General features: G+C 37.1%; 19 protein-coding genes. 9 read left to right on the top strand and 10 right to left on the bottom strand.

The genetic code is table 11. The features are described from left to right. The first annotated feature begins 103 nt into the window (after window positions 1–103). From PREBIDRAFT_RS01945 to PREBIDRAFT_RS01915, 7 genes are all read left to right on the top strand, one after another. A complete protein-coding gene (locus PREBIDRAFT_RS01945; RefSeq protein WP_004338656.1) occupies window positions 104–5,671 on the top strand; it encodes an alpha-2-macroglobulin family protein in 5,568 nt (1,855 codons plus the stop codon). A 21-nt stretch (window positions 5,672–5,692) separates the two neighbouring features. Further along, window positions 5,693–6,607, top strand: coding sequence for a 4-hydroxy-3-methylbut-2-enyl diphosphate reductase (locus tag PREBIDRAFT_RS01940; RefSeq protein ID WP_004338657.1), 915 nt, complete (start codon window positions 5,693–5,695; stop codon window positions 6,605–6,607). Between the two features lie 13 nt (window positions 6,608–6,620). Continuing rightward, window positions 6,621–8,048 (top strand): sodium:solute symporter, encoded by a 1,428-nt coding sequence (locus PREBIDRAFT_RS01935; RefSeq protein WP_004338658.1) that lies wholly within the window; start codon window positions 6,621–6,623, stop codon window positions 8,046–8,048. Window positions 8,049–8,365: 317 nt separating this feature from the next. After that, window positions 8,366–8,974 (top strand): porin family protein, encoded by a 609-nt coding sequence (locus tag PREBIDRAFT_RS01930; protein WP_004338659.1) that lies wholly within the window; start codon window positions 8,366–8,368, stop codon window positions 8,972–8,974. A 526-nt stretch (window positions 8,975–9,500) separates the two neighbouring features. Then, a complete protein-coding gene (locus PREBIDRAFT_RS01925) occupies window positions 9,501–10,613 on the top strand; it encodes a PCMD domain-containing protein (protein WP_004338660.1) in 1,113 nt (370 codons plus the stop codon). A gap of 60 nt (window positions 10,614–10,673) precedes the next feature. Then, on the top strand, window positions 10,674–11,453 hold the full coding sequence (locus PREBIDRAFT_RS01920) for a porin family protein (protein ID WP_004338661.1): 780 nt from the start codon (window positions 10,674–10,676) through the stop codon (window positions 11,451–11,453). 17 nt (window positions 11,454–11,470) lie between these two features. Next, window positions 11,471–12,604 carry an acyltransferase family protein gene (locus PREBIDRAFT_RS01915; protein ID WP_004338662.1) on the top strand — a complete coding sequence of 378 codons (1,134 nt, stop codon included), beginning with the start codon at window positions 11,471–11,473 and terminating at the stop codon, window positions 12,602–12,604. A gap of 96 nt (window positions 12,605–12,700) precedes the next feature. On the opposite strand, the gene PREBIDRAFT_RS01910 is transcribed toward PREBIDRAFT_RS01915, so the two are convergent. The 4 genes from PREBIDRAFT_RS01910 to PREBIDRAFT_RS01895 form a co-directional block, all read right to left on the bottom strand. Continuing rightward, window positions 12,701–15,262: an ATP-dependent Clp protease ATP-binding subunit gene (locus tag PREBIDRAFT_RS01910; RefSeq protein WP_004338663.1), complete on the bottom strand. Its 2,562-nt coding sequence runs from the start codon at window positions 15,260–15,262 to the stop codon at window positions 12,701–12,703. 158 nt (window positions 15,263–15,420) lie between these two features. Next, window positions 15,421–15,555, bottom strand: a complete 135-nt coding sequence (locus tag PREBIDRAFT_RS01905; RefSeq protein ID WP_004338664.1) for a hypothetical protein — start codon at window positions 15,553–15,555, stop codon at window positions 15,421–15,423. Window positions 15,556–15,574: 19 nt separating this feature from the next. Further along, a complete protein-coding gene (locus PREBIDRAFT_RS01900; RefSeq protein ID WP_004338665.1) occupies window positions 15,575–17,020 on the bottom strand; it encodes a DUF4270 domain-containing protein in 1,446 nt (481 codons plus the stop codon). Between the two features lie 27 nt (window positions 17,021–17,047). After that, complete coding sequence (locus PREBIDRAFT_RS01895; RefSeq protein ID WP_004338666.1) at window positions 17,048–17,860, bottom strand: glycogen/starch synthase; 813 nt, start codon at window positions 17,858–17,860, stop codon at window positions 17,048–17,050. Window positions 17,861–18,045: 185 nt separating this feature from the next. On the opposite strand from PREBIDRAFT_RS01895, the gene panC reads away from it, so the two are divergent. After that, window positions 18,046–18,897, top strand: coding sequence for a pantoate--beta-alanine ligase (panC, locus tag PREBIDRAFT_RS01890; RefSeq protein WP_004338667.1), 852 nt, complete (start codon window positions 18,046–18,048; stop codon window positions 18,895–18,897). A 4-nt stretch (window positions 18,898–18,901) separates the two neighbouring features. Next, complete coding sequence (gene panD / locus PREBIDRAFT_RS01885; RefSeq protein ID WP_004338668.1) at window positions 18,902–19,246, top strand: aspartate 1-decarboxylase; 345 nt, start codon at window positions 18,902–18,904, stop codon at window positions 19,244–19,246. Between the two features lie 152 nt (window positions 19,247–19,398). Here the strand turns inward: panD and PREBIDRAFT_RS01880 are convergent, their stop codons facing one another. The 6 genes from PREBIDRAFT_RS01880 to rsmG all read right to left on the bottom strand — a co-directional run bounded on the left by PREBIDRAFT_RS01880 (window position 19,399) and on the right by rsmG (window position 24,299). Beyond that, window positions 19,399–19,824, bottom strand: coding sequence for a biotin/lipoyl-containing protein (locus PREBIDRAFT_RS01880; RefSeq protein WP_004338669.1), 426 nt, complete (start codon window positions 19,822–19,824; stop codon window positions 19,399–19,401). A 15-nt stretch (window positions 19,825–19,839) separates the two neighbouring features. Then, window positions 19,840–19,989, bottom strand: a complete 150-nt coding sequence (locus PREBIDRAFT_RS11555) for a hypothetical protein (protein WP_004338670.1) — start codon at window positions 19,987–19,989, stop codon at window positions 19,840–19,842. 17 nt (window positions 19,990–20,006) lie between these two features. Next, window positions 20,007–21,572, bottom strand: coding sequence for an acyl-CoA carboxylase subunit beta (locus tag PREBIDRAFT_RS01875; protein WP_004338671.1), 1,566 nt, complete (start codon window positions 21,570–21,572; stop codon window positions 20,007–20,009). A gap of 818 nt (window positions 21,573–22,390) precedes the next feature. After that, window positions 22,391–22,969, bottom strand: a complete 579-nt coding sequence (gene ruvC, locus PREBIDRAFT_RS01870) for a crossover junction endodeoxyribonuclease RuvC (RefSeq protein WP_004338673.1) — start codon at window positions 22,967–22,969, stop codon at window positions 22,391–22,393. Between the two features lie 4 nt (window positions 22,970–22,973). Then, the gene (locus PREBIDRAFT_RS01865; RefSeq protein WP_004338675.1) at window positions 22,974–23,618 is read right to left on the bottom strand and encodes an MBL fold metallo-hydrolase; all 645 of its coding nucleotides are present in this window, start codon (window positions 23,616–23,618) and stop codon (window positions 22,974–22,976) included. A 54-nt stretch (window positions 23,619–23,672) separates the two neighbouring features. After that, complete coding sequence (gene rsmG, locus PREBIDRAFT_RS01860; RefSeq protein WP_004338677.1) at window positions 23,673–24,299, bottom strand: 16S rRNA (guanine(527)-N(7))-methyltransferase RsmG; 627 nt, start codon at window positions 24,297–24,299, stop codon at window positions 23,673–23,675. Window positions 24,300–24,378 lie beyond the last annotated feature (79 nt).

Genomic DNA, 24,378 nt, shown 5'->3' with positions numbered 1-24,378 from the left:
TTTGTTATGTTGTAAAATCTAAATAGCCTATAATTTAAGGAGTATCGTTAGGGATCAATCATAAAAATGTATATCTTTGCATCATAACAAAAATAAGATATGTATGAAACGAATCATTTATATTTTAGTGTTCATATTAGGTTTGTCATCTATGGTAAATGCACAAAATTATAAAGCTCTTTGGAAGCAGTTGGACATTGCTGCCCAAAAGGATTTACCTAAAACGCAAATCGAAGTGCTAAATAAAATTATTAGAAAGGCACAGAAAGAGAAGAGTTATGGTAATCTTCTTTCGGCTGAATTGATGTCAAGTGGCTTGAAAACAAGCATTACGCCTGATTCGATGGAAAATGAACTCCAGCGACTAAAACATAAAGCTACAGTAGCAGAGCAATCGGATAAGGTGTTGGCTGCTATTTATAATTGTGCTTTGGGTAAGATATTCCTTGAAACTTGTGCTGCTAACGTGAAAGATAAGGAGAAAGTGGCTAAGGACTACTTTACCAAGGCGATGGCAAACCCAGAGCTGTTGGCAAAGGAAAAAATCAACGATTATGTGCCTCTGATAGAGAAAGGTAAAGATGACGATCTTTTTGGTTATGATCTTTTACATGTTATTGGTTTTGAGGCGGAGGCTTACGATGTGTTAGAGCAATATTATTTAGCACATAATAATCGTACTGCTGCTTGCCTTACTGCTTATGCCAAAGCAGAAGATGATGGCGCGTATAAAATGAGTAAGCTAGATGCCTTGATAGAGAAGTATGGCGATATGCCTGCATGTTGTGAGATAGCATGGCTGAAATATGATCAGCTAGGTGAGGAGGTATCTAACAAGCAAAAGTTTGAATACGTACAGAATGCTCTAAAACGTTGGGGAACTTGGCGTCGTGCAAATCTGTTTAAGGAAGAGGAGACTAATCTGCAAGTATCAAGAATTTCGGCTTATGATATACTTGAGCGCATTTATGCTCAAAAAGAAGGACAGGTGTTAAGGCTTAGCTTACGCAATATTCAGAACCTAAAGGTGAAGTTGATAAAAACAACTTTAAAAGGTGATTTTGATGATAGTAATATAAAAGTTAGTGATATAAAGAAGCTCTCAAATAAGTTGGTAAAAGGAAGTGAGATTGTAATCAATCGCTCTTATCCTGCTTCACGTGCCCCTTACGAGGAGTTTGAAGACTCTGTTGAATTGCCTAAGTTGTCGTCTGGCGTTTATATTTTAAGTATCAATTCACCAACTGTCCAAACGAATACCGACGATCAATTTCTATATGTGAGCAATCTCTTTGTTATGGGTGAACGATTAGGGAAAAATAAAGTTCGTTATGTTGTTGTTGATGCGCTTAGTGGACAACCTGTTGCTAATGCAAAAATTAAGGTTTCTTTTTATGGTAAAGGGAAATCAAACGTTAGTGAACTTGTTGCAAACAGGCAAGGAGAAGTAGTTTGTAGCATAACGTACGATAACCAACCTAAAGAAATTTATGTTTATACAGATGCTGATAAGGGATACCCCGCTAAGTATTTATCCCCTTATTTTTACTATTATGATTCAGATAAGCAAGGACTAGCAGCTAAACTATTTACTGATCGTGCACTTTATCGACCAGGACAAACAGTGCATGTTGCAACTGTTATATATAAAGATTCTCTTAGTGGTATCAAGCGCACGGCGATGGCTAACTATAAAGGCGAACTTCAACTCTTTGATGCTAATCATCAAGAAGTTGCAAAGAAGGAGATTATAACAGATGAGTTTGGTACGGCATCAACTGATTTTACCCTTCCTTCAAGTGGATTAACTGGCAATTTCTCTATTCGTCTTATAGGGTATGTTGGTGAGCAGACTTACTTCCGTGTGGAAGAATATAAGCGTCCTAGTTTTGAAGTAAAGTTTGATGACTATAAAGAGAAGTATAAAGTAGGTGAGACGATAAAAGTAAAGGGGCATGCTAAAACCTATTCAGGTATTCCTGTTCAAGGTGCTAAGGTGAGCTATACTGTAACTCGTGCTGCAATGCAATGGTGGTATTATTGGTATGATAATAATTCTACAACAGAAAAAGTCTTTGAAGGTGAGGCAACGACCGATGATAAGGGCAATTTTGAGGCTCATGTTCCATTTATCTTGTCTGATGATGAAATGGAGGCTTTAAAAGCAGGAGAAAAGATCAACGATTACTATTACAACTTTAAGCTAAATGCTACTGTTACCGATCAGGCTGGCGAGTCTCATGAAGGATATACTTCATTGCCATTCTCTTCAAAGGCAACAATACTTACTTGTGATATTCCTGCAAAGACACTAGATACTAATAACCTAACCTTTAGGTTGAACTATCTTAACGCAGGTGGTAAGGAGATTGTTGACACAGCAAGATACATCATTATACGCAAGAATGATAAGGTAAAAGAACTTTCTTATAAGGGCAAATATACGGAAGTAAAGGCAAATGAGATGATAGAAATAAGCAATCTTTCTTCAGGTAGCTATCGTCTGCATGCCATTTGTGGAGAAGATACTGTCAATGCTGACTTTGTCGTTTTCTCACTAAAGGACAAGCGACCTGTGATAAAAACGCACGATTGGTTTTATATTAGCAATAGTCAATTCCCTAGCGATGGTAAGCCTATCTATGTGCAAGTAGGTTCTACTGATGCCAATCAACATGTGGTTTATACGTTTATGGCTGGTGAGAAGATTATTGAACAAGGTGCATTCGATCAATCAAATGCCAATACTACTCGCGCCTTTACATATAAATCTGAATATGGTAATGGTTTAACTGTGAGCTATGCATGGGTGAAAGAAGGCGAGCTTTATACACACACCGAGTTTATCTCTCGACCATTGCCAGATACTCGTTTGAGTATGAAATGGAAAACTTTCAGAAACAAACTCATTCCCGGGCAACAAGAGGAATGGACGATGAGTATTACCGATGCTAATGGCAAGCCAGTTAAAGCCCAATTAATGGCAACGTTATATGATAAGAGTCTTGATCAGATTTATAATCATTCATGGGGAAAATTCCCATCTATTAATCTTTCAAAACCAAACTTTAACTGGACAGGATCAACTTACGGAACATTGTTTTTCAATGCCAATGGAGTTTATCCGAATAATAAAATTGGCGAATTGAACTTTTCATTCTTTAATGAGGATTATTTTACCGCCTTCACTCAGCCATACGGAATTGTGTATACTATGGCGACAAGAGTAGGAGGTGTTATGCCAGAATCTAAAGCAGCTGTTAAGTTCACTGCACCAGTTGTTAAAGAAGATAACGAGCAGAAAGCCTTTTCTATAGTTGGACAGAATAACAAACTAGAGGAAGTGGTTACTATTGGTTATGGTGGTGCGAAGAAGAAAGCCCCCATAGCCTTACGAGAAAACCTTAACGAAACGGCTTTCTTCTATCCACAGTTGCTTACCGATGCAGAAGGCAATGTAAGTATAAAATTTACTTTACCAGAAAGTCTAACAACATGGCGTTTCATGGGCTTAGCGCACGATAAGCAGATGAACAACTGGCTGATGACCGATGAAGTGGAGGCTAAGAAAACGTTAATGGTTCAACCTAATCTTCCTCGCTTTATTCGTTTAGGCGATGAGGCTTCGGTTTCTACTCGTATTATCAATACTTCTAGCCAACCATTAAATACCAAAGTAAAGCTAGAACTCGTTGATCCAGCAACAGAGATGGTATTGCTTACACAAAAGAAGCACGTAACAGTAGAGGCAAACGGCACTTCTTCTGCAATGTTCTCTATTAATGAAGAGGTTATAAAGAATTTCTCGAAGAGCAATTTGAGTGATTTCTCTTTGCTCGTAGCCCGTATCTCTGCCATTGGTGGTAATTTCTCAGATGGTGAACAGCAATATTTACCGATCCTTCCTAATCAAGAGTATGTGGTGAATACTTATCCTATTACAATGGATGGCATTAGTACAGAGCAGGTTGATCTTGAAAAACTATTGCCAAGTATGGGTATTAATAATGCTAAGTTGACGATAGAATATACCAATAACCCATCATGGCTCATGATCCAAGCTCTACCTTATATGGCAAAAGCACGCGAAAATGATGCTATTAGTTTGATGACAGCTTATTATGCTAATGCTCTTGGTACTCATATTATTGGGCAATCACCAAAGATTAAGCGGATTATAGAACAGTGGAAGCGTGAGATAGGCACTGAGACAAGCTTACAATCGAATTTGGCAAAGAACCAAGATTTGAAGGCAATGGTGCTTAATGAAACTCCATGGGTACTTGATGCTAATAGCGAGGGTGAACGGAAGCTGCAACTTATCAACTTCTTTGATGAGAATACTTTGTTGGGTAATCAAATGGGTTATATCAATCAGCTCAAGAAACTTCAACAAGAAGATGGTTCTTTCGCATGGTTCTCAGGTATGGAAGGAAGTTTATATATGACGGTTTATATTGCAAAGACACTTGTTCGTTTGCAAACACTGCTGGGACAAGGTGCTTTTGATAACGATCAAACCTCACAACTTTTAAAGCATGCCTTTACATTCCTTGATACTCGTATCGCAAGAGAAGTGATAGAGATGAAGAAATATGAGAAGAAGAATAAAACAACGCTATTCCCTAGCGATGATCTTTGTGATTATCTCTACACAAATGCGTTGGCAAAGCGCCCGACAACGGCTGATATTACTTATCTCATCAATCGTTTAGCAAAGAAGCCAACGGATCTTACTATCTATGGAAAGGCGAATACAGCGGTTATTCTTGCTCAATATGGTAAAACAGATCTTGCTAAGGAGTATCTCAAAAGTTTGAAAGAATACACTGTAGCCACAAAGGAAATGGGAAGATATTTCGATTCTCGCAATGCTTATTACTCATGGAGAAATTATAAAATACCAACAGAGGTCGCAGCTATTGAAGCCTTGAAGGCACTTTCCCCAAGTGATAACTATATCAAGGAAATGCAAAAATGGTTGCTTCAAGAGAAACGCACACAAATGTGGAATACTCCTATCAATACCACGAATGCCATTTGGGCTTTTATGAATAATGGTAAATGGGATATGGAAGAAAAGACACCCGCTGTGTTTAAGTTGAATGGAAATGTATTAGAACAACCAAAGGCTACTGCAGGATTGGGCTATGTTAAGGTTACTACTCTAATTACAAAGCAGCCAAAATCTTTGAGCATAGAGAAGCAAAGTGAAGGAACAAGTTTTGGAGGTGTTTATGCGCAGTTCTTCCAAAAGGCAACAGATATTAAGGAGGCTACTTCAGGTATTTCTGTTGTTCGTGAAGTGCTAGATCAGAATGGTAATCCTATTAGTGGCAAAATACTAAAGGTAGGTGATAAGGTGAAAGTTAGATTAACAATCACAGCTTCTCGCGACTTCGATTTTGTGCAAGTTATTGATAAGCGTGCAGCTTGCTTAGAACCAACTAACCAGTTAAGTGGCTACCATTGGGGATGCTATATTGCACCAAAGGATAATAGTACCAACTATTACTTCGATATGCTGGCAAAGGGTAAACATATTGTAGACGCAGAATATTTCATTGACCGAGAAGGTAACTATCAGACAGGTACTTGTACTGCTCAAAGTGCATACGCACCAGAGTTTAGTGGTAGGGCATCGGCAATAGAATTTAAAATCAGTAAATAAATTTATTCAGGATTAATTTAAATGCTACAAATAGAAATAGATAGTGGTAGTGGCTTCTGCTTTGGCGTAACCACTGCCATTAAGAAAGCTGAGGAAGAATTGGCTAAGGGAACGAAACTATATTGTTTGGGCGACATCGTACATAATTCTATGGAGGTGGAACGATTAGAAACGAATGGACTTGTTACGATCGATCATGAGCAGATGAAGAAGCTTCATAATGTGAAAGTATTGCTTCGTGCTCATGGCGAACCACCTGAAACTTACGAACTAGCTAAGCGAAATAACATAGAGATTATAGATGCCACTTGTCCTGTGGTGTTAGCTCTTCAACGCCGTATTAAGAAGCAATATGAAAGTAAATTAGATGATAAGCTAGAAGATAAACAAATGGAGTTTGTCCCAGAGAGTACCTCTGTTGGTTCGCAAATAGTAATCTTTGGTAAGAATGGGCATGCTGAAGTATTGGGACTAGTGGGACAAACTAAGAGCGAAGCACTGATTATTGAGAAGTTTGAAGATGTTAAGAAGCTCAACTTTACAAAGGACATCTACCTTTATTCGCAGACAACGAAGAGTCTTAACGAATTTCATCAGATTATAGAGTATATCCAATCGCATATAGATCCATCGGCTAAGTTTCAAAGTTTCGATACGATTTGCCGTCAAGTGGCTAATCGTATGCCGAATATCTCTACCTTTGCTACTCGGCATGATGTAATCATCTTTGTAGCTGGTAAGAAGAGTTCTAATGGTAAGGTACTCTTTCATGAGTGCTTAGATGTTAACCCTCGTTCATATCAAGTAGAATGTGCTGACGAAATTGATATGAGTTGGTTTGAAGGAGTTAATACCGTTGGCATTTGTGGTGCTACTAGTACTCCAAAATGGTTGATGGAAGAGTGTCGTGATGAAATTTTAAGAAAGACTAATTAGTTATAGAAAAAGAATGATAATAGTTATAACTATTGTAGCTTATTTCCTTGTGTTGTTAGGTCTTAGTTGGCTAACAAGCAAGGGTGCTAGCAATGAAAAATTTTTTAAAGCCAACCGAAAGTCACCATGGTATATGGTGGCTTTTGGTATGATAGGGGCTAGTATTTCAGGAGTTACCTTTGTGAGTGTACCTGGTATGGTGCTTAATAATAATATGTCGTACCTACAGATGTGCTTGGGCTTTGTGTTAGGATATGTTGTTATAGCTTATGTTCTATTGCCTATTTATTATAAACTCAATCTGACGAGTATATATACTTATCTTGAAGACCGATTGGGAAAATATAGCTATAAAACGAGTGCTAGCTTTTTTATCCTATCAAAGATGTCTAGTGCTGCTGTAAAATTTTATGTTGTTTGTATGATTTTACAGCGTTTTGTCTTAGATCAGTATCATATTCCATTCTTTGTTACGGTATCGGTGCTTGTTCTTCTGATATGGTTATATACAAGAAAAGGAGGCATTTGCACACTTGTTTATACCGACTCCTTTCAAACCCTTTGTATGTTTATAGCCTTACTCCTTATTATATATAAGGTAATGGGGGCTTTAGATCTTTCTTTTATTGATACAATCCATAGGATTACCAATGATTATCATTCGCAAATATTTGTATTTGATGATTGGTTGTCTGGGCAAAACTTTTGGAAACAGTTCTTGAGTGGTGTGTTTATTGTTATTGTTATGACGGGGTTAGATCAAGATATGATGCAGAAAAATCTCACATGTAAGGATCTCCGTTCTGCCCAAAAAGATATGTGTAGTTATGGGTTGGCTTTTGTTCCAGCTAACCTCCTTTTTCTATCATTGGGCATTTTGTTAATGTTCTTTTATGCCCAATTACATCTGATTATTCCTACAGCAACATCCGATGAATTGATGCTAAAAGCTACTGCAGGTGGATTGTTAGGCACTCCTGTTGTGGTATTTTTTACTATCGGTATTGTTGCTGCTTGCTTCTCTAGTGCCGATTCTGCTTTGACATCGCTCACAACAAGCTATTGTGTAGATATAAAGAACCGGGCAGATGATGAAAAACTAAGAAAGTGGGTACACTTCATAATGGCACTTTGCTTCATAGTCTTTATTTTACTTTTCCGTTGGGCAAATTCCACCAATTTGCTTGATGCTATCTACACACTAGTTTCTTATACCTATGGTCCATTATTAGGCTTTTTTGCTTTTGGATTGTTTACCAAACGTGTAGTGAATGATAAGTTTTCCCCTTTTATAGCCATAGCCTCACCTCTCTTATGCTTCTTCTTAGATGTTTCTATTACCAATTTTACAAGTTACAAATTTGGTTATGAATTACTGATGCTAAATGGAATATTAACCTTTTTAGGCTTGTTGAGTTTCAGTAAAAACACACGTAAGTAGTATTAAGATAACAAGGTATTTTCATCAAATCTTTCTTTATAAAATCATGTATTGTTGTATATTATTATGATAATCATACAGAGAAAAAAGATTAACAAAGCAAAATACGGTCGCTTTTTTGATGAATAATAGTTAATAAAATGCTTTTTTCAAAGAAAATATTTGATGCTAATTGTTATATAGAATACCTTTGCTCCTGCATTTAAGAGATTAGTTCTAAATTAGAAAACAGTATAAATTAGAACTTTTTCTTATAGCAAAATAGAGAGTAAAAATATTCTAGTTTTAAGGATGACTTTAATTTATTAAATACAACAATGAAGAAAGTTTTATTAGCAGCAGCCTTGATGATTACATCAGCTGCAGCATTTGCACAGCACGAAGTAGGTTCATTCAATCTTCAACCAAAGGTAGGTATGAATGTAGCAATGTTAACAAACTATGAGAAAGATGGTACCTCTGATCCACGTATCGGTTTTGCTGGTGGTTTGGAAGGTGAATACCAAGCAACAGACATTTTCTCTGTGAGTGCTGGCGTTCTTTACTCTATGCAAGGTGCAAAGAAAGAAGTAAAAGCTTTAAACACTACTTATACTGCTACAACAAAGGTTGATTATATTAACATTCCAGTCATGGCAAATGTTTATGTAGTTAAGGGTCTTGCTGTAAAGGCTGGTATCCAACCTGGTTTCAAAGTAAGTAGTAGTGTTAAACAATCGCTTGATACTCCTATAGGTGGTGCATCTGGTAGCACGGATCTAAAGGCTAAGTCTTTCGATTTCTCTATCCCAGTAGGTATCTCTTATGAGTATGCTAACGTTCAGCTTGACGCTCGTTACAACTTTGGTGTAACAAAGGTATTCGAGAATAGTGATATTAAGAACAGCGTATTCCAGTTGACACTAGGTTACAAGTTCGATTTGTAATTCTTAGCGACATCAATTCAAACTTTATATTGTGCCATCAAGGAGCAAAAGCTGCTTGATGGCTTTTTTGTGTTTATATTAATGTGAATGCAATAGAAGGTAATGCAAATGTGCTGCATTAATCTCTATAATGTAAAAAATATTCATATTCGCTATACAATATATAAGCGTTTACATTGCAATACATCACCTTTTACTCACCAAAAGGTGATGTATTACTCATAAAAAGGTCATCTTTTTTAAGGTAAAAGATGACCTTTTTGTAACGAAATGAATATCAAATAGTTACAAGGTATAAAAGAAAGTAGTGAAGAGATCTTGTTTGTCCTATTTTTTCTAGTATTCCTTACAAGTAGAGCCATCGTTTAGCTAATAAGAAGGGGTTCCTAAATGCGAGCTCTTTAAAAACATATCGTAATTTTGTACTTGCTGGGTAACGCTAAGGTTCAACTAGGGAAAAAACAGAATATTTGCACTCTTTTTTGTACCTTTGCACCGAAATTTAATATATACCAAATAAAAAATAATGAATAAGTATATTGCAAAGGCTTTTATCCTTATGTTTGCTAGCATTTCTTTGTTTACAAGTTGTATCAAGGACGAAGCTCCAAACGCAGAAGCTGATATTATATCTGTGAAAGTAGATGGAATTACTTTGTTGCGTCAACCAGAAGTTTCTAATAATGAAATAAAGGTGTATAACGGATGGGATGATGTAACTAAGCTTGCCCCCACTTTTACTATCACTGATGGTGCAACAATTGAGCCAGCTAGTGGTACGGTTCGTGATTTTACCACTCCTCAAACTTATACTGTTACTTCTCAAGATGGGCAGTGGAAGAAAGTGTATACAGTATCGTTTATTTCAAATGATATAGCTACACATTATAGCTTTGATGCTATTAAGCCAACAACTGCTGAGCTTCCTTATCATGTTTTTATAGATAAAGGTGTGGATGGTGGAGAGTTAGAATGGGGAAGTGGTAATAAGGGATTTAAAATTGTAGCAAGGGGTAAACCTGCAACAGATTATCCAACTAGCCAAGCAGTTGAAGGATTGAAAGGTGCTTGTGCAAAACTTACTACGGTAAGTACTGGTAAAAATCCATCTAGTTTTTTTGGAATTTATATACCAGGAATTGCTGCAGGGAATCTTTTTATTGGGAAATTTGTAGCGAAAGTTGGTGGAAAGACTTCTTATTTGAAAGCAACTAGTTTTGGCATACCTTTTAGAAAGAAGCCTGAAATTCTTGTGGGGTATTATAAGTATAAAGCAGGAGATAAATTGGTTGATAGTGACGGTAAAGAAATTATGGGCAAGAAAGACGACTTTGCCATTTATGCCGTTTTATTTGAAAATACAGTAGATAATAAGGGATACCTTGATGGTGGCAATTCGTTGTCAAGTAAAGATATTGTATTGAAAGCTGAACTCACTGATAGGAAAGAAACAAGCGAGTGGACTAAGTTTACTTTGCCTTTTGAGGCTATGAATGGTAAGACTATAGATCCTAAGAAGTTGGCAGAAGGTGGTTATAGCTTTGCTATCATTATGTCGTCAAGCAAAGATGGAGCTAAGTTTGAAGGAGCAATAGGTAGTACACTATATGTGGACGAATTACAACTGTTCTGTGAATAATAATTTGGCAACCATCTACGGTATAATTTACATTGATATAGAAAATTAAATAGAAACATAATGTCATTAAAAGCATTAATATTAGCATCGGTACTTGTAGCAAGTGCAACTACTTTGCAAGCACAAGAAGAAAAAACAACGAGAGCAGCTATACTTTCAGCAGAAGGGTGGGAAGCAGAATTGAAGCTAGGTGTAAACATAGGTGGTGCTGCCCCTATTCCTATGCCTGTAGAAATTAGAAAAATAAAAGATTATAACCCTAAGTTTAATGGATCTATTGAAGGAGTTATTACTCGTTGGATAGGCGACCGTAAGCGTTGGGGAGCTTCTCTAGGGATAAAGCTTGAGAAGAAAGGAATGGAAACTGGTGCTATGGTTAAGAATTATAGTACCGAGATTGTGCAGGGGAATACCTTGATTGCAGGTTATTACACAGGCTTTGTGAATACCAATTATGGTGCTATCTTACTAACGCTTCCTGTTATGGCTAATTATCGTATTTCTGATCGTTGGAAAGTGCGTGCAGGATTATTTGGGTCTATAGCCCTTGATGGACGTTTTGATGGTTATGTATCTGAGGGTTATTTGCGTCAGAATACTCCTACAGGTGAAAAGATTAGCTTTGAAGGTGAAACACAGGCAGGTTATGACTTTACTTCTGACCTTCGTAAACAGCAATGGGGCGCACAACTGGGTGGTACGTGGCAAGCCGATAAGCACATTTCGCTTAATGCCGACCTTACTTGGACTTTCTCGGATATTTTTAATAAGAACTTTAATACTATTAGCTTTGCCTTACATCCCATTTATTTGAATCTTGGTGTAGGTTATCGCTTGTAAACTATTCGGATACACTTATGTCGCAATCTTCTACCGTTTTTACTGACACAAAGCCACATTATTTAATATTAGATGGTATGCGTGGTGTGGCAGCTTTGATGGTATTGATTTATCATCTCTTTGAAGGCTTTGCAACGAGTCCTTCCAATCAGATATGCAATCATGGATATTTAGCAGTACCACTTTTCTTTGTTCTTTCGGGGTTTGTAATCGGTTATGCCTATGATGATCGATGGAAGAAGATGAGTACAGCGGACTTCTTCAAACGTCGCTTGATACGTTTGCATCCAATGGTTGTGCTAGGGGCAATATTAGGTTTCATAGCATTTATAGCTCAAGGGAGTGTTACTTGGAAGGGTGAACATATTCCTACTTTGTATGTTGTTTTTGCTTGCCTTTTCACCTTATTTATGATCCCTGTAGCTCCTTCAGCTCGTTTAGAAGTTAGAGGGTATGGGGAGTTATTTCCTTTAAACGGTCCGTATTGGTCGTTGTTAATGGAATATATTGGTAATATTCTTTATGCGTTGTTGCTAAGAAAGTTGTCGAATAAGATGTTAGCAACTGTTGTGATACTCTCTGGGTTAGGAGTAGCAGTATATGCTGTTGGAAATGGTTCTGGAGTTTATAACTTAGGTGTTGGCTGGACAATGGCAAATGGTTTCCATTATGCAGGCTTCTTAGTGATGCTCTATAGTTACAGTGTTGGGATGTTAATGGCACGAACCTATCGTTACATTCAAGTGCGTCGCTCTTTTTGGAGTTTTGCTTTTATCATCGTTATTCTTACAGCAATGCCATACGTAGTATATGGTGGTAGTGCTATATGGAATGGTGTGTATGATGCTATTTGTGTACTAGTATTCTTCCCATTGATAGTATATGGAGGTGCTTCTGCTAGTGTAAATGGTAAGATAACAACTAAAATTTGTCAGACAATAGGAGATATCTCATACCCTGTTTATGCTATCCATTATCCCTCTATGTATTTATTCTATGCTTGGGTATGGGGTAGCAATGTTTCTCTTGCAAAAGCCTTACCAGTAGGTGTTAGTATTATCATTGCTAATATTGTTTTAGCTTATGTATTCTTGCGTATTTATGATTTACCAGTGAGACGCTTTCTAGCAAGCAAGCTTTTGAAAAAGTAGTAATAAGATAAACCATATACCAAAACAGCGAACTAATATGCTCTCTTTGTTGAGAGTTATTAGTTCGCTGTTTTGGTGTATAGCCATATATATCGCTTACTCTTCTTGGCTTTCAGCAGTAACTTCTGTTGTTTTTACTTCGAAGGTAAGTTTCTCTTCATTCTCTTTCTTATCAATGAGGATAGTATTTTCTAGCTTTATGTTGTCAGAGAGAATGAGTTCGCTAATACCATCTTCTATATATGTTTGTATTGCACGTTTAAGCGGGCGAGCTCCAAATTGAACATCGTAGCCCTTTGTAGCAACAAACTCCTTTGCGGCATCAGAGAGCTCAATGGTATATCCAATGTTACTAACACGCTGGTAAAGCCCAACCAACTCTATATCAATAATCTTCTTTATCGCTTCAAGATCTAATTGATCGAATGTAATGATTTCATCTAAACGGTTGAGGAACTCTGGAGCAAACTGTTTGCTCAAGCTCTTCTGAACAATAGCACGAGCGCGTTCCTTATCGCCTTCACTTTGTGATAAACCATTGAGGTTTGCAGCCTTGAAACCAACACCTTGTCCAAATTCTTTCAACTGGCGTGTACCAGCATTTGAAGTCATAATAATGATAGTATTTCGGAAGTCTATCAATCGTCCATTACCATCGGTCAATCTTCCTTCATCTAGCACTTGCAACAGCATATTAAAGACATTACCATGTGCCTTTTCTATCTCATCAAGCAAGACAATAGAATAGGGATGACGGCGTACACGTTCGGTTAATTGTCCTCCCTCGTCATAGCCAACATATCCTGGAGGTGCACCTATCAAGCGTGAAGTGTTGAAACTTTCAGTATATTCACTCATATCAACACGGATAAGTGCGTCTTTTGAGCCAAACATCATTTCTGCCAATTTCTTTGCAAGATAAGTTTTACCAACACCAGTAGGACCAAGAAACATAAATGCACCTATAGGATGGTTAGGATCTTTCAAGCCTATGCGGTTGCGCTGAATGGCTTTTACCATCTTATCAATAGCATCATCTTGTGCTATGACAAGCTTCTTTAAGTCCTTATCCATATTCTTTAGCTGAATGCCTTCCGACTCTTTCATTTTCTGAACAGGCACACCACTCATCATTGCTACTACGTCTGCCACATCATCTTCGGTGATCTCTGCACGTTCTTCAGCATCACCACGTTGCCATTCTTCTTGCTTTTCTTTAAGCACACGTTCTAGTTCTGTTTGTTTATCGCGAAAACTAGCTGCAAGCTCAAAGTTTTGGTTCTTTACTGCTGCTTGTTTTTTTTGTTGGACAGCTTCAATTTCTTTTTGTAGGTCAATGATAACCTGTGGCACTTTCACATTGCGCATGTGTATGCGTGAACCTACTTCATCGAGCGCATCTATCGCTTTGTCAGGGAAGAAACGATCGGTGATATAGCGTTCTGTAAACTTTACGCATGCTAAGATAGCGTCGCGTGTATAGTTTACGTGGTGATGCTCTTCATAACGCTCCTTGATATTTTCAAGTATTTGTATAGTTTCTTCCTGTGTTGTAGGTTCTACTAATACTTTCTGGAAGCGACGTTCCAAAGCTCCATCCTTTTCTATTGATTTGCGATATTCTTCTAAGGTTGTAGCACCAATACATTGTATTGTACCACGTGCTAAAGCAGGTTTCAATATATTTGCTGCATCCATAGATCCTGGTGTAGAACCAGCACCTATAAGCGTATGTATCTCATCAATAAATACAATGATATTTGGATTTTGCTCTATTTCTTTGATTAAAGCGCGAATACGCTCCTCAAACTGTCCACGATATTTCGTTCCAGCCACAATAGCTGTCATATCTAGCGATACAACTCGCTTATTAAATAGGATAGGCGAGGTGAGACGTTTTACAATAAGTTGGGCTAATCCTTCAACGATAGCACTCTTACCAACTCCTGGTTCACCTATTAAAATAGGGTTATTCTTTTTACGTCTTCCAAGTATTTCGCTAACACGGAGTATTTCTTTTTCCCTACCAACAACAGGGTCAAGTTTTCCTTTGCTAGCTGCTAATGTAAGATCTGTGCCAAATCCATCTAATACAGGTGTTTTCGACTTTGTACGTGTATTCTGAGCTGTTTCGATATTGTTACTATGCGATGAGTTCGACATAGAAGCCTCTTCCTCATCTTCGTCTTCAGTCATACCCAATCCATTTTGTGGTGTATTTGCTTTCATTTGCATAGATGATAAGGCTGAGTTATAGCTAATGTTATTTTCCTCTAATACTTTTCTTGCTCCATTTACTGTTACATCATGTAGAATAGCTAAGAATAGATGTGGAATATCTACTGTTTGCGCATGCTGCAATCTTGCTTCTAGCACAGCTAAACGCAAGATATTATTAGCTTGTTCATTCAAATTTATGTCTGTAGTGATAGCAATACGGTTTTTACTATCTTTGCGTAAGCGTTCTTCAAGAGCTAATTTTATTTCATTGATATTTAAATTTTGCTCTTGTAGTAAGTCCCACACAGGACCAGATTGCTCGCGTAATATAGCTAATAATATATGTTCGGGAGCGATATTCATATTTGACAATCGCTCAGCTTCCTCTCTACTAAATGAAAGAACTTCCGATACTTTGGGTGAAAACTGGTTCATCATATCCTTTTAGTTCCCTTTCTTTTTTATTTACCTGAAATATGTTTATATTGTTGCCTTTGCAAATGATATGCCAAACTCATATTTCACGCTTTTATAATATATACTTATGTAAGAAAAATAGTCACCATACTTCCCAAAGTAGGCGACTATTAAATTATTTATAGAGCTTCATCATCAGGTCGATTAATAGTTGATATTTTTTTTGTAACCTTTAGATTTTTCTTTTTTTTAAGCCATGCGGCTTTGCGTTGTTCGTAGTCTTCACGATGACGCTCCAAAAAGTTATCAGCCATTGATACAAAATGCTCTGCTTTAGTTGTTATTAAACTTGCTATAAACAACTGTTATTCTTAAACCGTTACCTGCCGATGTGTTGCCAAGAAGTTTGGTGCTTGATAAGCCCATTTGGTTTGAAATCATATTAACAGTCGTTTTTTGACTAGCTCCACTTCCTGTTGATGTAGTTTGTAGCTCTACAGGAACAAGGACAACTTTACCCCAATTCTCACTTCTAGGAGATTTTGCCTGCTTAAAGAAACTTATAAGCCCTGATATGTTGTTGAATATGTATGAATTCTTCGTTGTATTATAAGAAGCTAAGAACGATGTTTTATTATCATTCAAGCGTGTTTTTGCAAAGAAAGTTTCAACGCTATCAGCAGGAAGCATTAGTACGTTTTGCGGAATGCCAAAGTTATATGTTGAAGAAGCATTATTGTTTACACGTTTTACCTCTATTTTAGCTGAATTGATTGTATCATTCTCATGCCCTGCCAGAATGTCAGTGATGGGCAATGTTAGTTGGGTAAATAATCCAGCAGGTGTCTTCAAATACGTATGTCCAGTTTCTTTTATCAAATCTTGGAGCTTTGCTTGGTCATTGCTGAAGTTGGTAAGTTGAAGTACTTCTTCTGTACCAACTAATTTTGTGAATGTTTCTTTTTCTGAAGTCCCTTTCTTTGCTCTATAGTAAATATTTATTTGAGCTTGCTCTATCTTTGCCATAGAACCTTCACCATCTGTAATCTTAAAATAGAATCCTGGGCAAATCTCATGCAAGAAATGATAAGAATTGCGGAAAGCTGTTGGATTACTTTGATATTTACGCATTAAGTAAGTACCAAAATTGTTATATACAACACCATCCTTGTCTGTATATTGATCGTTAAGTTTGATATTAATGTTCTTAACATAATTTGAAGTCTTTCTTACACTATCAGGCTCTGTTAAGTCGGTCAATGTATAGCTTCTGTTGACTGCAATGCCACCATTAGTTCGGACATAATTGTTAGCGATAGGATCGAAATTCGATCTATAGGTAATACCTTCTTCTACAGGCTTATTTAGTTCGTAAGCAGTAAGTTTCATTTGTGCTAATGAGTCGCCGTATGAACCTTTATAGAATAAGCGAATTTCGCAAGAGTCAGCTATGATATTTTTGCTTGCATCACGACTAGTAATACTGTCGGCAACAGTCATTTGGTAGTTGTCAAGTACGTGAAACTGTGTCATAAAGTTGGCTGTTACCTGAGTGTTTGTTTCGGCATCGGTCATCTTTCCAAGGTAGCCTGTAGAAGTACGAGGTATAACATTACCTGCAGGAATAGTTTTTGATGATACATCGAAGCTATCTGTTGATACAACTAATTTGTCATTATCAGGAATTAGTGATCCTCCTATAGTGTCTGTAGTATCATCGCATGATGTTATAAGTGCCATTGATACAGCTAAGGCAAGGAAAACAAATATCTTTTTCATTTTTTGCAGTCTCTCTAAATTTATATATTATCCGATGATCTTATTATAGAAGTTGGCATATTTTGTCTTTAGTTCTTCATCATATTTATTGTCATGCAACAATAATTCTTTTGAGGCAACTTTTGCGTAATCAACTAAAGTGTCGTTTAGCTTATTTCCAACCCCTATGATTCCATCAGAATAGTCTATAGCCAATTTGCCTAGTTCTACAAAGTCAAAATTATCCTTGTACTTAGCTAATTTCTCTGTATCAGCATCACGAAACTCAAGGCATTTTTTGAAGTTGTCGCCAAGATTTGAAGGCTGGCTACCAAACAACGATGTTACAATTTTTGAATTAGCAAACTGTGGTTCATCTTTATAAGCAGTCTTAACATAGAGTGGTACAACTGAAGCCATCCAGCCTTGACAGTGAATGATATCAGGTGTCCATCTTAGCTTCTTTACAGTTTCAAGTACACCACGTGCAAAGAATATAGCACGTTCGCCATTATCTGAAAAATCTTCACCATTTTCGTCAGTGGTCATTGTAGAGCGCTTCTGGAAATAGTCTTCATTATCAATAAAATAAACTTGTATGCGTGTTTGTGGAATACTAGCTACTTTAATTATCAATGGGTGATCTGTATCATCAATGATTAAATTCATACCAGAAAGGCGAATTACTTCGTGCAATTGTCCACGGCGTTCGTTGATACTGCTCCATTTTGGCATGAAAGTTCTAATCTCAAATCCGCTCTCTTGCATCAAATTAGGCATATCAGAGCCATAAGTTGATAATTCTGTTTCTGGAACATAAGGAGCGATTTCCTGATTGATAAATAATATTCTTTTTCCCATTCTCTGTTGATTAAATATTTTTGCAAAGGTACGAATTTATATTTATAAAGAGGTGTGTTTTACATAAATTGATAGTAAATAAGCACCAAGGGGGGATATTTCTGTATTTTCTTTGTTGTTTTAAGTATTTTGTTGTTACTTTGCATAGCTAAAAGATGCAGTTTTTGCAGAAAAACAATTGTTTGATGAAAGTACTTAACAAAATAGTAGAACTTCAAAACGAACTTTTTCAGCTCCGTAAAGAAGGCAATTCTATAGGTTTAGTCCCTACGATGGGAGCTTTGCATGAAGGTCATGCTTCATTGGTAAAACGCAGTGTAAAAGATAACAATGTTACTGTTGTTTCTATATTCTTAAATCCCACTCAGTTTAATGATCAAGGAGATTTAGATCGCTATCCAAGAACATTAGAAGCTGATTGTAAGCTTTTGGAAGCGAGTGGAGCAACTATTGTATTTGCACCTACTGTAGAAGAAATATACCCAATTAAGGATGAGCGTACTTTTGAGTTTTCACCACAATCAACAGTGATGGAAGGTGCTAAACGTCCCGGGCATTTCAATGGTGTGTGCCAAATTGTTAGTAAATTATTCTTTATAGTGAAGCCTAATAGGGCTTATTTTGGTGAGAAAGATTGGCAGCAGATAGCTGTTATAAAACGTCTCGTCGATTATGTCGGAATGAATATTCAAATCGTAGAATGTGAAATTGTACGTGATGAAGATGGGCTTGCAAAAAGTTCACGTAACACATTGTTAACTAAGGAAGAACGTGCTATTGCTCCAAGTATTTATAGAGCTTTGAGTGAAAGTATTGCTTATAGTAAAACACATAGTCTTAAAGATACTCATAACTATGTAATAAGTCAGATCAATGGCATTGAAGGATTAGAGGTAGAGTATTTTCAAATAGTAGATGGTAATACTTTACTCGATGTGGAAACATGGGATGATAGTGCATATATTGTGGGATGTATTACTGTATATTGTGGGAATACTCCAATTCGTTTGATTGATCATATTAAATATAAAGGATAAAGATATGCTGATAGAAGTATTAAAGAGTAAGCTTCATTGTGTTACCATTACAGAGGCTAACTTACACTATATGGGTAGTATTACCATTGATGAGGATTTAATGGACGCTGCCAACCTTATTGCGGGCGAGAAGGTTCAGATCGTTAATAATAATAATGGAGAGCGTATAGAAACTTATATTATTAAGGGCGAACGCGGTAGTGGTTGTATTTGTTTGAATGGTGCTGCAGCCCGCCGTGCTGTGGTAGGCGATGTTGTTATCATTATTTCTTATGCTCAAATGGACTTTGAGGAGGCAAAGACTTTTACGCCTACAGTAGTATTTCCTAAGGAGGGAAACAAGTTATAATTGAGAGTTGAGAATTGAGAGTTGAGAGTTGAGAATAAGATAGATTGTTTATAGTTATTTGCATAGTTCCTAGTAATTACAACTTTCAAGAAAATACATAAAAAGAGCTGCATCTGTATTGGGTGCAGCTCTTTTTTATAATTGATAAGATCTTATTCAATGACCACCAAGGGATCATCTTCAAGTACAGCTTGCCCAACCTTTACGGCAATAGCTGTTACTTTACCATCTTTTTCAGCTTCAATAGCATTTTGCATCTTCATAGCTTCTAGGACAACAACAGTATCACCAGCTTTTATTTCCTGTCCAACTGTTACTTCTATAGAAGTAATTGTACCTGGTAGTGGAGCTTTAACAGCATTAGCAGCGTTAACAGGTGCTGTATTTGTGGTTTCCTCTTCTGTGTTAGTAGCAGGCTTACCTAGTTCTATCTTCTTCTTCTCTGGAGCAACTTCTTTCTCCATCTGAACCTTGTATTGTTCACCATTTACAGTAATGTCTGCAACGTTCTCGCCGTCGATCTCACCGATCTCTACTTTATATTCTTTACCAGCGATAGTATATTTAAACTCTTTCATGTAAGTTTCTCTTGTTTATGGTTTTTTGGTCATAATCTCAAACTTAGCATCCCACATTGTCTGTTTTGGACGAATAGTGATTTTGCTAGGTTCGTTATCGTGAATATTATTTCCTGCGTACTCATAGAGTGCCATTGCTATGGCTGCGAATACATTTTTATCCATGTTTTCTTCCTCCATTATTACATTGGCATACAACCGTGCTTCTTAGCTGGTAATTCTTGCTTTTTATGAGCAAGCTGAGCCAAGCCTCGGCAAATACGGAAACGTGTGTTGCGTGGCTCGATAACATCGTCGATGTAACCATATTGAGCTGCTTGATAGGGATTTGCAAACATTTCTGCATACTCTTCTTCTTTCTCTGCTAAGAACTGTTTAGCATCGCCACCTTCTTCTTTCACTTTCTTTGCCTCACGACCGTATAACACTGCAACAGCACCAGAACCACCCATTACAGCGATTTCTGAACTTGGCCAAGCAAAGTTCAGGTCAGAACGTAATTGTTTGCATCCCATAACGATGTGTGAGCCACCATAGCTTTTACGCAAAGTAATGGTAATCTTTGGTACGGTAGCTTCACCATAAGCGTAAAGTAATTGGGCTCCATGAAGAATTACGGCATTGTATTCCTGACCAGTACCTGGCAAGAAACCTGGAACATCAACCAGCGACACGATAGGGATATTAAAAGCATCACAGAAGCGAACGAAGCGAGCACCCTTACGGCTAGCATTTACATCTAATACACCAGCATAAGCATTTGGCTGGTTAGCAACGATACCTACACTCTGACCGTTGAAACGAGCAAAGCCTGTGATGATATTCTTGGCAAATTTAGGTTGCACTTCAAAGAATTCGCCATTATCAGTAACAGCTTGAATTACTTTGTACATATCATAAGCCTGATTAGGATCGTCTGGGATTATCTCATTCAAAAGATCCTCTTTGCGATCAATAGGATCAGAACACTCAACACGTGGAGCTTCTTCACGATTGTTAGAAGGAATATAAGAGAGAAGCTTCTTGATAATTTCAAGCGCATCTTCCTCAGTCTTAGCTGTGAAGCTAGTAACACCACTCTTGGTGGCATGAACACTAGCTCCGCCAAGGTGTTCGGCATCAATATCCTCACCTGTTACTGTCTTAACAACCTTTGGACCCGTTAAGAACATATAGCTAGTTTCCTCTTTCATTACGATGAAATCAGTCAAAGCTGGAGAGTAAACTGCACCACCAGCACAAGGACCAAGGATACTTGAAATTTGAGGAATTACACCTGAAGCCAAAATGTTACGCTCGAAAATCTCGCCATAACCAGCTAACGCAGAGATGCCTTCTTGAATGCGAGCACCACCAGAGTCGTTCATGCAGATAACAGGTGCGCCATTTGTCATAGCCATATCCATTACCTTACAAATCTTCTGTGCCATTGTTTCTGAAAGCGAGCCACCGTTTACAGTAAAGTCTTGTGCATAAAGATAAACTAAACGACCATCAATTGTAGCCGAACCAGCTACAACTCCATCGCCTAGATATTGTTTTTTCTCCATACCAAAATTGTGGCAACGGTGAAGTTTGAACATATCATATTCCTCAAAGCTACCTTCGTCAACAAGCATATCAATACGTTCACGAGCGGTGTACTTTCCGCGTTCATGCTGCTTGTCTATGGCCTTTTGACCACCACCGAGGCGAGCTTGCTCACGTTTTTCAACGAGTGCCTTGATCTTTTCTATTTGCTTACTCATAAAAATGAATGATTATTTATAATGATTATTGTTCTTTTTTACTCAGTCGATAAATTCGGCTTATACAATGCAAATTTACAAAAAAATAGTGGTTTATACCTTATATATTGCTAATAATTATTGTTAAGTGATAGGCGAGCTTTTGTTGTTTATAGCAAGTATTGTTGTCAATTGGAGGGGGGAAAGATCGCCTATGGATATGCTTTTATATAGCGTAACAATGGTAATGAAATATCGTTCTAAGTGTAAAAGAGAAGTGATTGTTGTGTAAAAGGTTATGTATATGGTGATAAAAGCTAAACTATTTGCCTGAAAAATAATTTATTTTTCAGATAAAAATAAATTAAAAAAGGATCAAAAATAATTTGTTTTTCTTTTGGAAAGATAAGCTTTTGCTACTTTAAAGGTGATAGTTTGCTTTTTAAAAGGTTATCATTTGTAATCAAATAGGTTATTTCTGCTCAAAAGAGCAAGGTAAGTTGTTAAGAACTAAGCTTGTTATGGAGAAGGGTGTATAAAAAGAAAGAAGCAGTGACCTTCACAGGTGACCGCTTCAATTTCAAATAGGTATTAGTCTTTGTAAGGTAAAAAGATTGTTTTCAGGATAACGCTGCAAAGTTAGGTATTATACTTTAACCTTGCAAAACTTTTTTCTGTTTTTTTAGCATAGGTGCTAATTGTTATCGCAGTAAAATTGAAAATTAGTCGCAAATTATACAAAAAGATACAGAATACCATACTTTTTGTTAGTATAGGATTCTGTTTAATTTAGAGAGAAGTTGCAATTAGAGATGGAGTAAAACAATGTTTTAGTATATTTATTTTGTTATGCGCGTTTTATTTTTTTGCACAAAATCTTTCCACGAACCATAGTGTTTAGCATCAGTTTCTGGTCGATTAATTTGTAGAAAATGGCAATAAGCAGCGGCGATGGCATCAGTGGCGTCCATAAAATGAGGCATTTGGTCGTCTCTTAAATGTAATAGCTTCTGTAGCATTTTTGCTACTTGTTCTTTTGAAGCAGCACCATTTCCTGTAATTGCCATTTTTATTTTTAGTGGGGCATATTCATGAATAGGTACGTCATGATGGATTGCTGCAGCAATAGCCACTCCTTGCGCCCGACCAAGTTTTAGCATTGATTGTACATTTTTTCCGAAGAAAGGAGCTTCTATAGCAAGTTCATCGGGTAAGTATTCGTCAATAATGCCAGTTACACGATCGAATATTTTACCTAGGCGTAGATATACATCTTTCTCTTTGCGCATATCAATAACTCCCATCACGATGAGTTCTGCTTTATTGCCTACTATGTGCAATAAGCCGTAGCCCATCACGTTTGTACCTGGGTCGATGCCTAAGATTATCTTTTCCGTTTTTGATGTGGGAGCTATCATCTGTTTATCTGTCCATATAAAGGTTGTGTGCTACCTCGTATCCTATAGTAGAGTTCTCGCCGTGTCCAGCATAAACTACGGTTTCATCGGGTAATTGTGCTAATAAACGTAAGGAGCTAACCATCTGAAACATACTACCTCCGGGGAGGTCGGTTCTGCCAATACTTCTTCTGAAAAGCGTATCACCCGTAAAAAGTAAATGCTCGTTTTCACAATAATAGCACACTGATCCGCCAGAATGTCCTGGAGTGGCAATTACTTTGAGGGTGTGGGAGCCAAAATTGATAATACTTGTGTTTTCTATGCAGAAGTTAGCTTCTGGTAGTTCATAATCTAATGTTATACCAAATAAGGTTGTTGCTGCATTATATGGGTTTTCCATAAACACACGATCACCCTCATGTACTTCTGGTTTTAGTCCATATTCTGTAAAAATGGTGTTATCTCCAAAATGATGATCAAGGTGTCCATGAGTTGCCAGTAAATGAACAGGTTTTAAATCTTCTTTCTTTATATAATTTACGATAGCTTTTCGCTCTTCTTCGCGAAAAGCACCACAGTCTATGATGACACATTCTTTAGTTTCATCACTAAGTATAAAGCAATTCTCTGCCAGCATGTTGCATGCAAAACGTTCAATCTTTACCATAATATATTATCCTATTGTAGATTTGTCCTAAGATGTTGATCAATTCAAGGGATATTATCCCGGAAGATAAATAAGATACTTCTCTTTAAACCATTCTTCTTCAAACCATTGTGTGAGTTCTATCTGCTCAGCAATTTTTTGGAAAGGCTTAATCTCTTCTTTTAGATTACCACCTTTTAATACAATCACACCATTGGGAAGGGCGTTGTGTTGATCCTTTGCAATATTTTTTTTCACGATCTTCATTAAATCGGGTAAAGGCATTACAGCACGAGATACGATGAAATCGAACTTTCCCTTTTCTTCTTCGCCACGTAAGTGCATAGGGAGAATGTTGTCTAGTCCGATGGAATTGCCTATTTCTGAGGCTACCTTAATTTTTTTCCCTGTGCCGTCTATCATCTTAAAATTGGCTTCGGGGAACATGATGGCTAGAGGAATACCCGGAAAACCGCCACCAGTACCAAAGTCGAGAATATTTGTTCCTTCTTTGAAATGGAGCATCTTGGCAATGGCTAAAGAATGTAGTACGTGATGTTCGTATAAGTTATCAATGTCTTTACGAGAAATAACATTTATCTTAGCATTCCAATCTTGATATAGTTCGTATAACATACCAAACTGTTTGGTTTGTTTTTCGCTAAGACTTTTAAAATACTTGGAAATAATATCTGCTTGCATAATGATCGTTTTATTTTCTCTGCTGTTTTTCTATGAGTGTAAATTGGTTGTTTTATCTAATAAATACACAAAAGTATAT

Source organism: Prevotella bivia DSM 20514, assembly GCF_000262545.1.
Lineage (GTDB): Bacteria > Bacteroidota > Bacteroidia > Bacteroidales > Bacteroidaceae > Prevotella > Prevotella bivia.
Note: the sequence above shows the minus strand (reverse complement) of the source record. Positions and strands in the feature narration are given on the sequence as shown.

Bases quoted from the DNA above. Each gene is read 5' to 3' on its own strand.
- ruvC (WP_004338673.1), bottom strand. From the start codon at position 22,969: ATGATAGCTCCCACATCAAAAACGGAAAAGATAATCTTAGGCATCGAC.
- panC (WP_004338667.1), top strand. From the start codon at position 18,046: ATGAAAGTACTTAACAAAATAGTAGAACTTCAAAACGAACTTTTTCAG.
- PREBIDRAFT_RS01865 (WP_004338675.1), bottom strand. From the start codon at position 23,618: ATGGTAAAGATTGAACGTTTTGCATGCAACATGCTGGCAGAGAATTGC.
- rsmG (WP_004338677.1), bottom strand. From the start codon at position 24,299: ATGCAAGCAGATATTATTTCCAAGTATTTTAAAAGTCTTAGCGAAAAA.
- PREBIDRAFT_RS11555 (WP_004338670.1), bottom strand. From the start codon at position 19,989: ATGGATAAAAATGTATTCGCAGCCATAGCAATGGCACTCTATGAGTAC.
- PREBIDRAFT_RS01935 (WP_004338658.1), top strand. From the start codon at position 6,621: ATGATAATAGTTATAACTATTGTAGCTTATTTCCTTGTGTTGTTAGGT.
- PREBIDRAFT_RS01880 (WP_004338669.1), bottom strand. From the start codon at position 19,824: ATGAAAGAGTTTAAATATACTATCGCTGGTAAAGAATATAAAGTAGAG.
- PREBIDRAFT_RS01875 (WP_004338671.1), bottom strand. From the start codon at position 21,572: ATGAGTAAGCAAATAGAAAAGATCAAGGCACTCGTTGAAAAACGTGAG.
- PREBIDRAFT_RS01945 (WP_004338656.1), top strand. From the start codon at position 104: ATGAAACGAATCATTTATATTTTAGTGTTCATATTAGGTTTGTCATCT.
- PREBIDRAFT_RS01905 (WP_004338664.1), bottom strand. From the start codon at position 15,555: ATGGCTGATAACTTTTTGGAGCGTCATCGTGAAGACTACGAACAACGC.
- PREBIDRAFT_RS01910 (WP_004338663.1), bottom strand. From the start codon at position 15,262: ATGATGAACCAGTTTTCACCCAAAGTATCGGAAGTTCTTTCATTTAGT.
- PREBIDRAFT_RS01920 (WP_004338661.1), top strand. From the start codon at position 10,674: ATGTCATTAAAAGCATTAATATTAGCATCGGTACTTGTAGCAAGTGCA.
- PREBIDRAFT_RS01940 (WP_004338657.1), top strand. From the start codon at position 5,693: ATGCTACAAATAGAAATAGATAGTGGTAGTGGCTTCTGCTTTGGCGTA.
- panD (WP_004338668.1), top strand. From the start codon at position 18,902: ATGCTGATAGAAGTATTAAAGAGTAAGCTTCATTGTGTTACCATTACA.
- PREBIDRAFT_RS01895 (WP_004338666.1), bottom strand. From the start codon at position 17,860: ATGGGAAAAAGAATATTATTTATCAATCAGGAAATCGCTCCTTATGTT.
- PREBIDRAFT_RS01925 (WP_004338660.1), top strand. From the start codon at position 9,501: ATGAATAAGTATATTGCAAAGGCTTTTATCCTTATGTTTGCTAGCATT.
- PREBIDRAFT_RS01930 (WP_004338659.1), top strand. From the start codon at position 8,366: ATGAAGAAAGTTTTATTAGCAGCAGCCTTGATGATTACATCAGCTGCA.
- PREBIDRAFT_RS01900 (WP_004338665.1), bottom strand. From the start codon at position 17,020: ATGAAAAAGATATTTGTTTTCCTTGCCTTAGCTGTATCAATGGCACTT.
- PREBIDRAFT_RS01915 (WP_004338662.1), top strand. From the start codon at position 11,471: ATGTCGCAATCTTCTACCGTTTTTACTGACACAAAGCCACATTATTTA.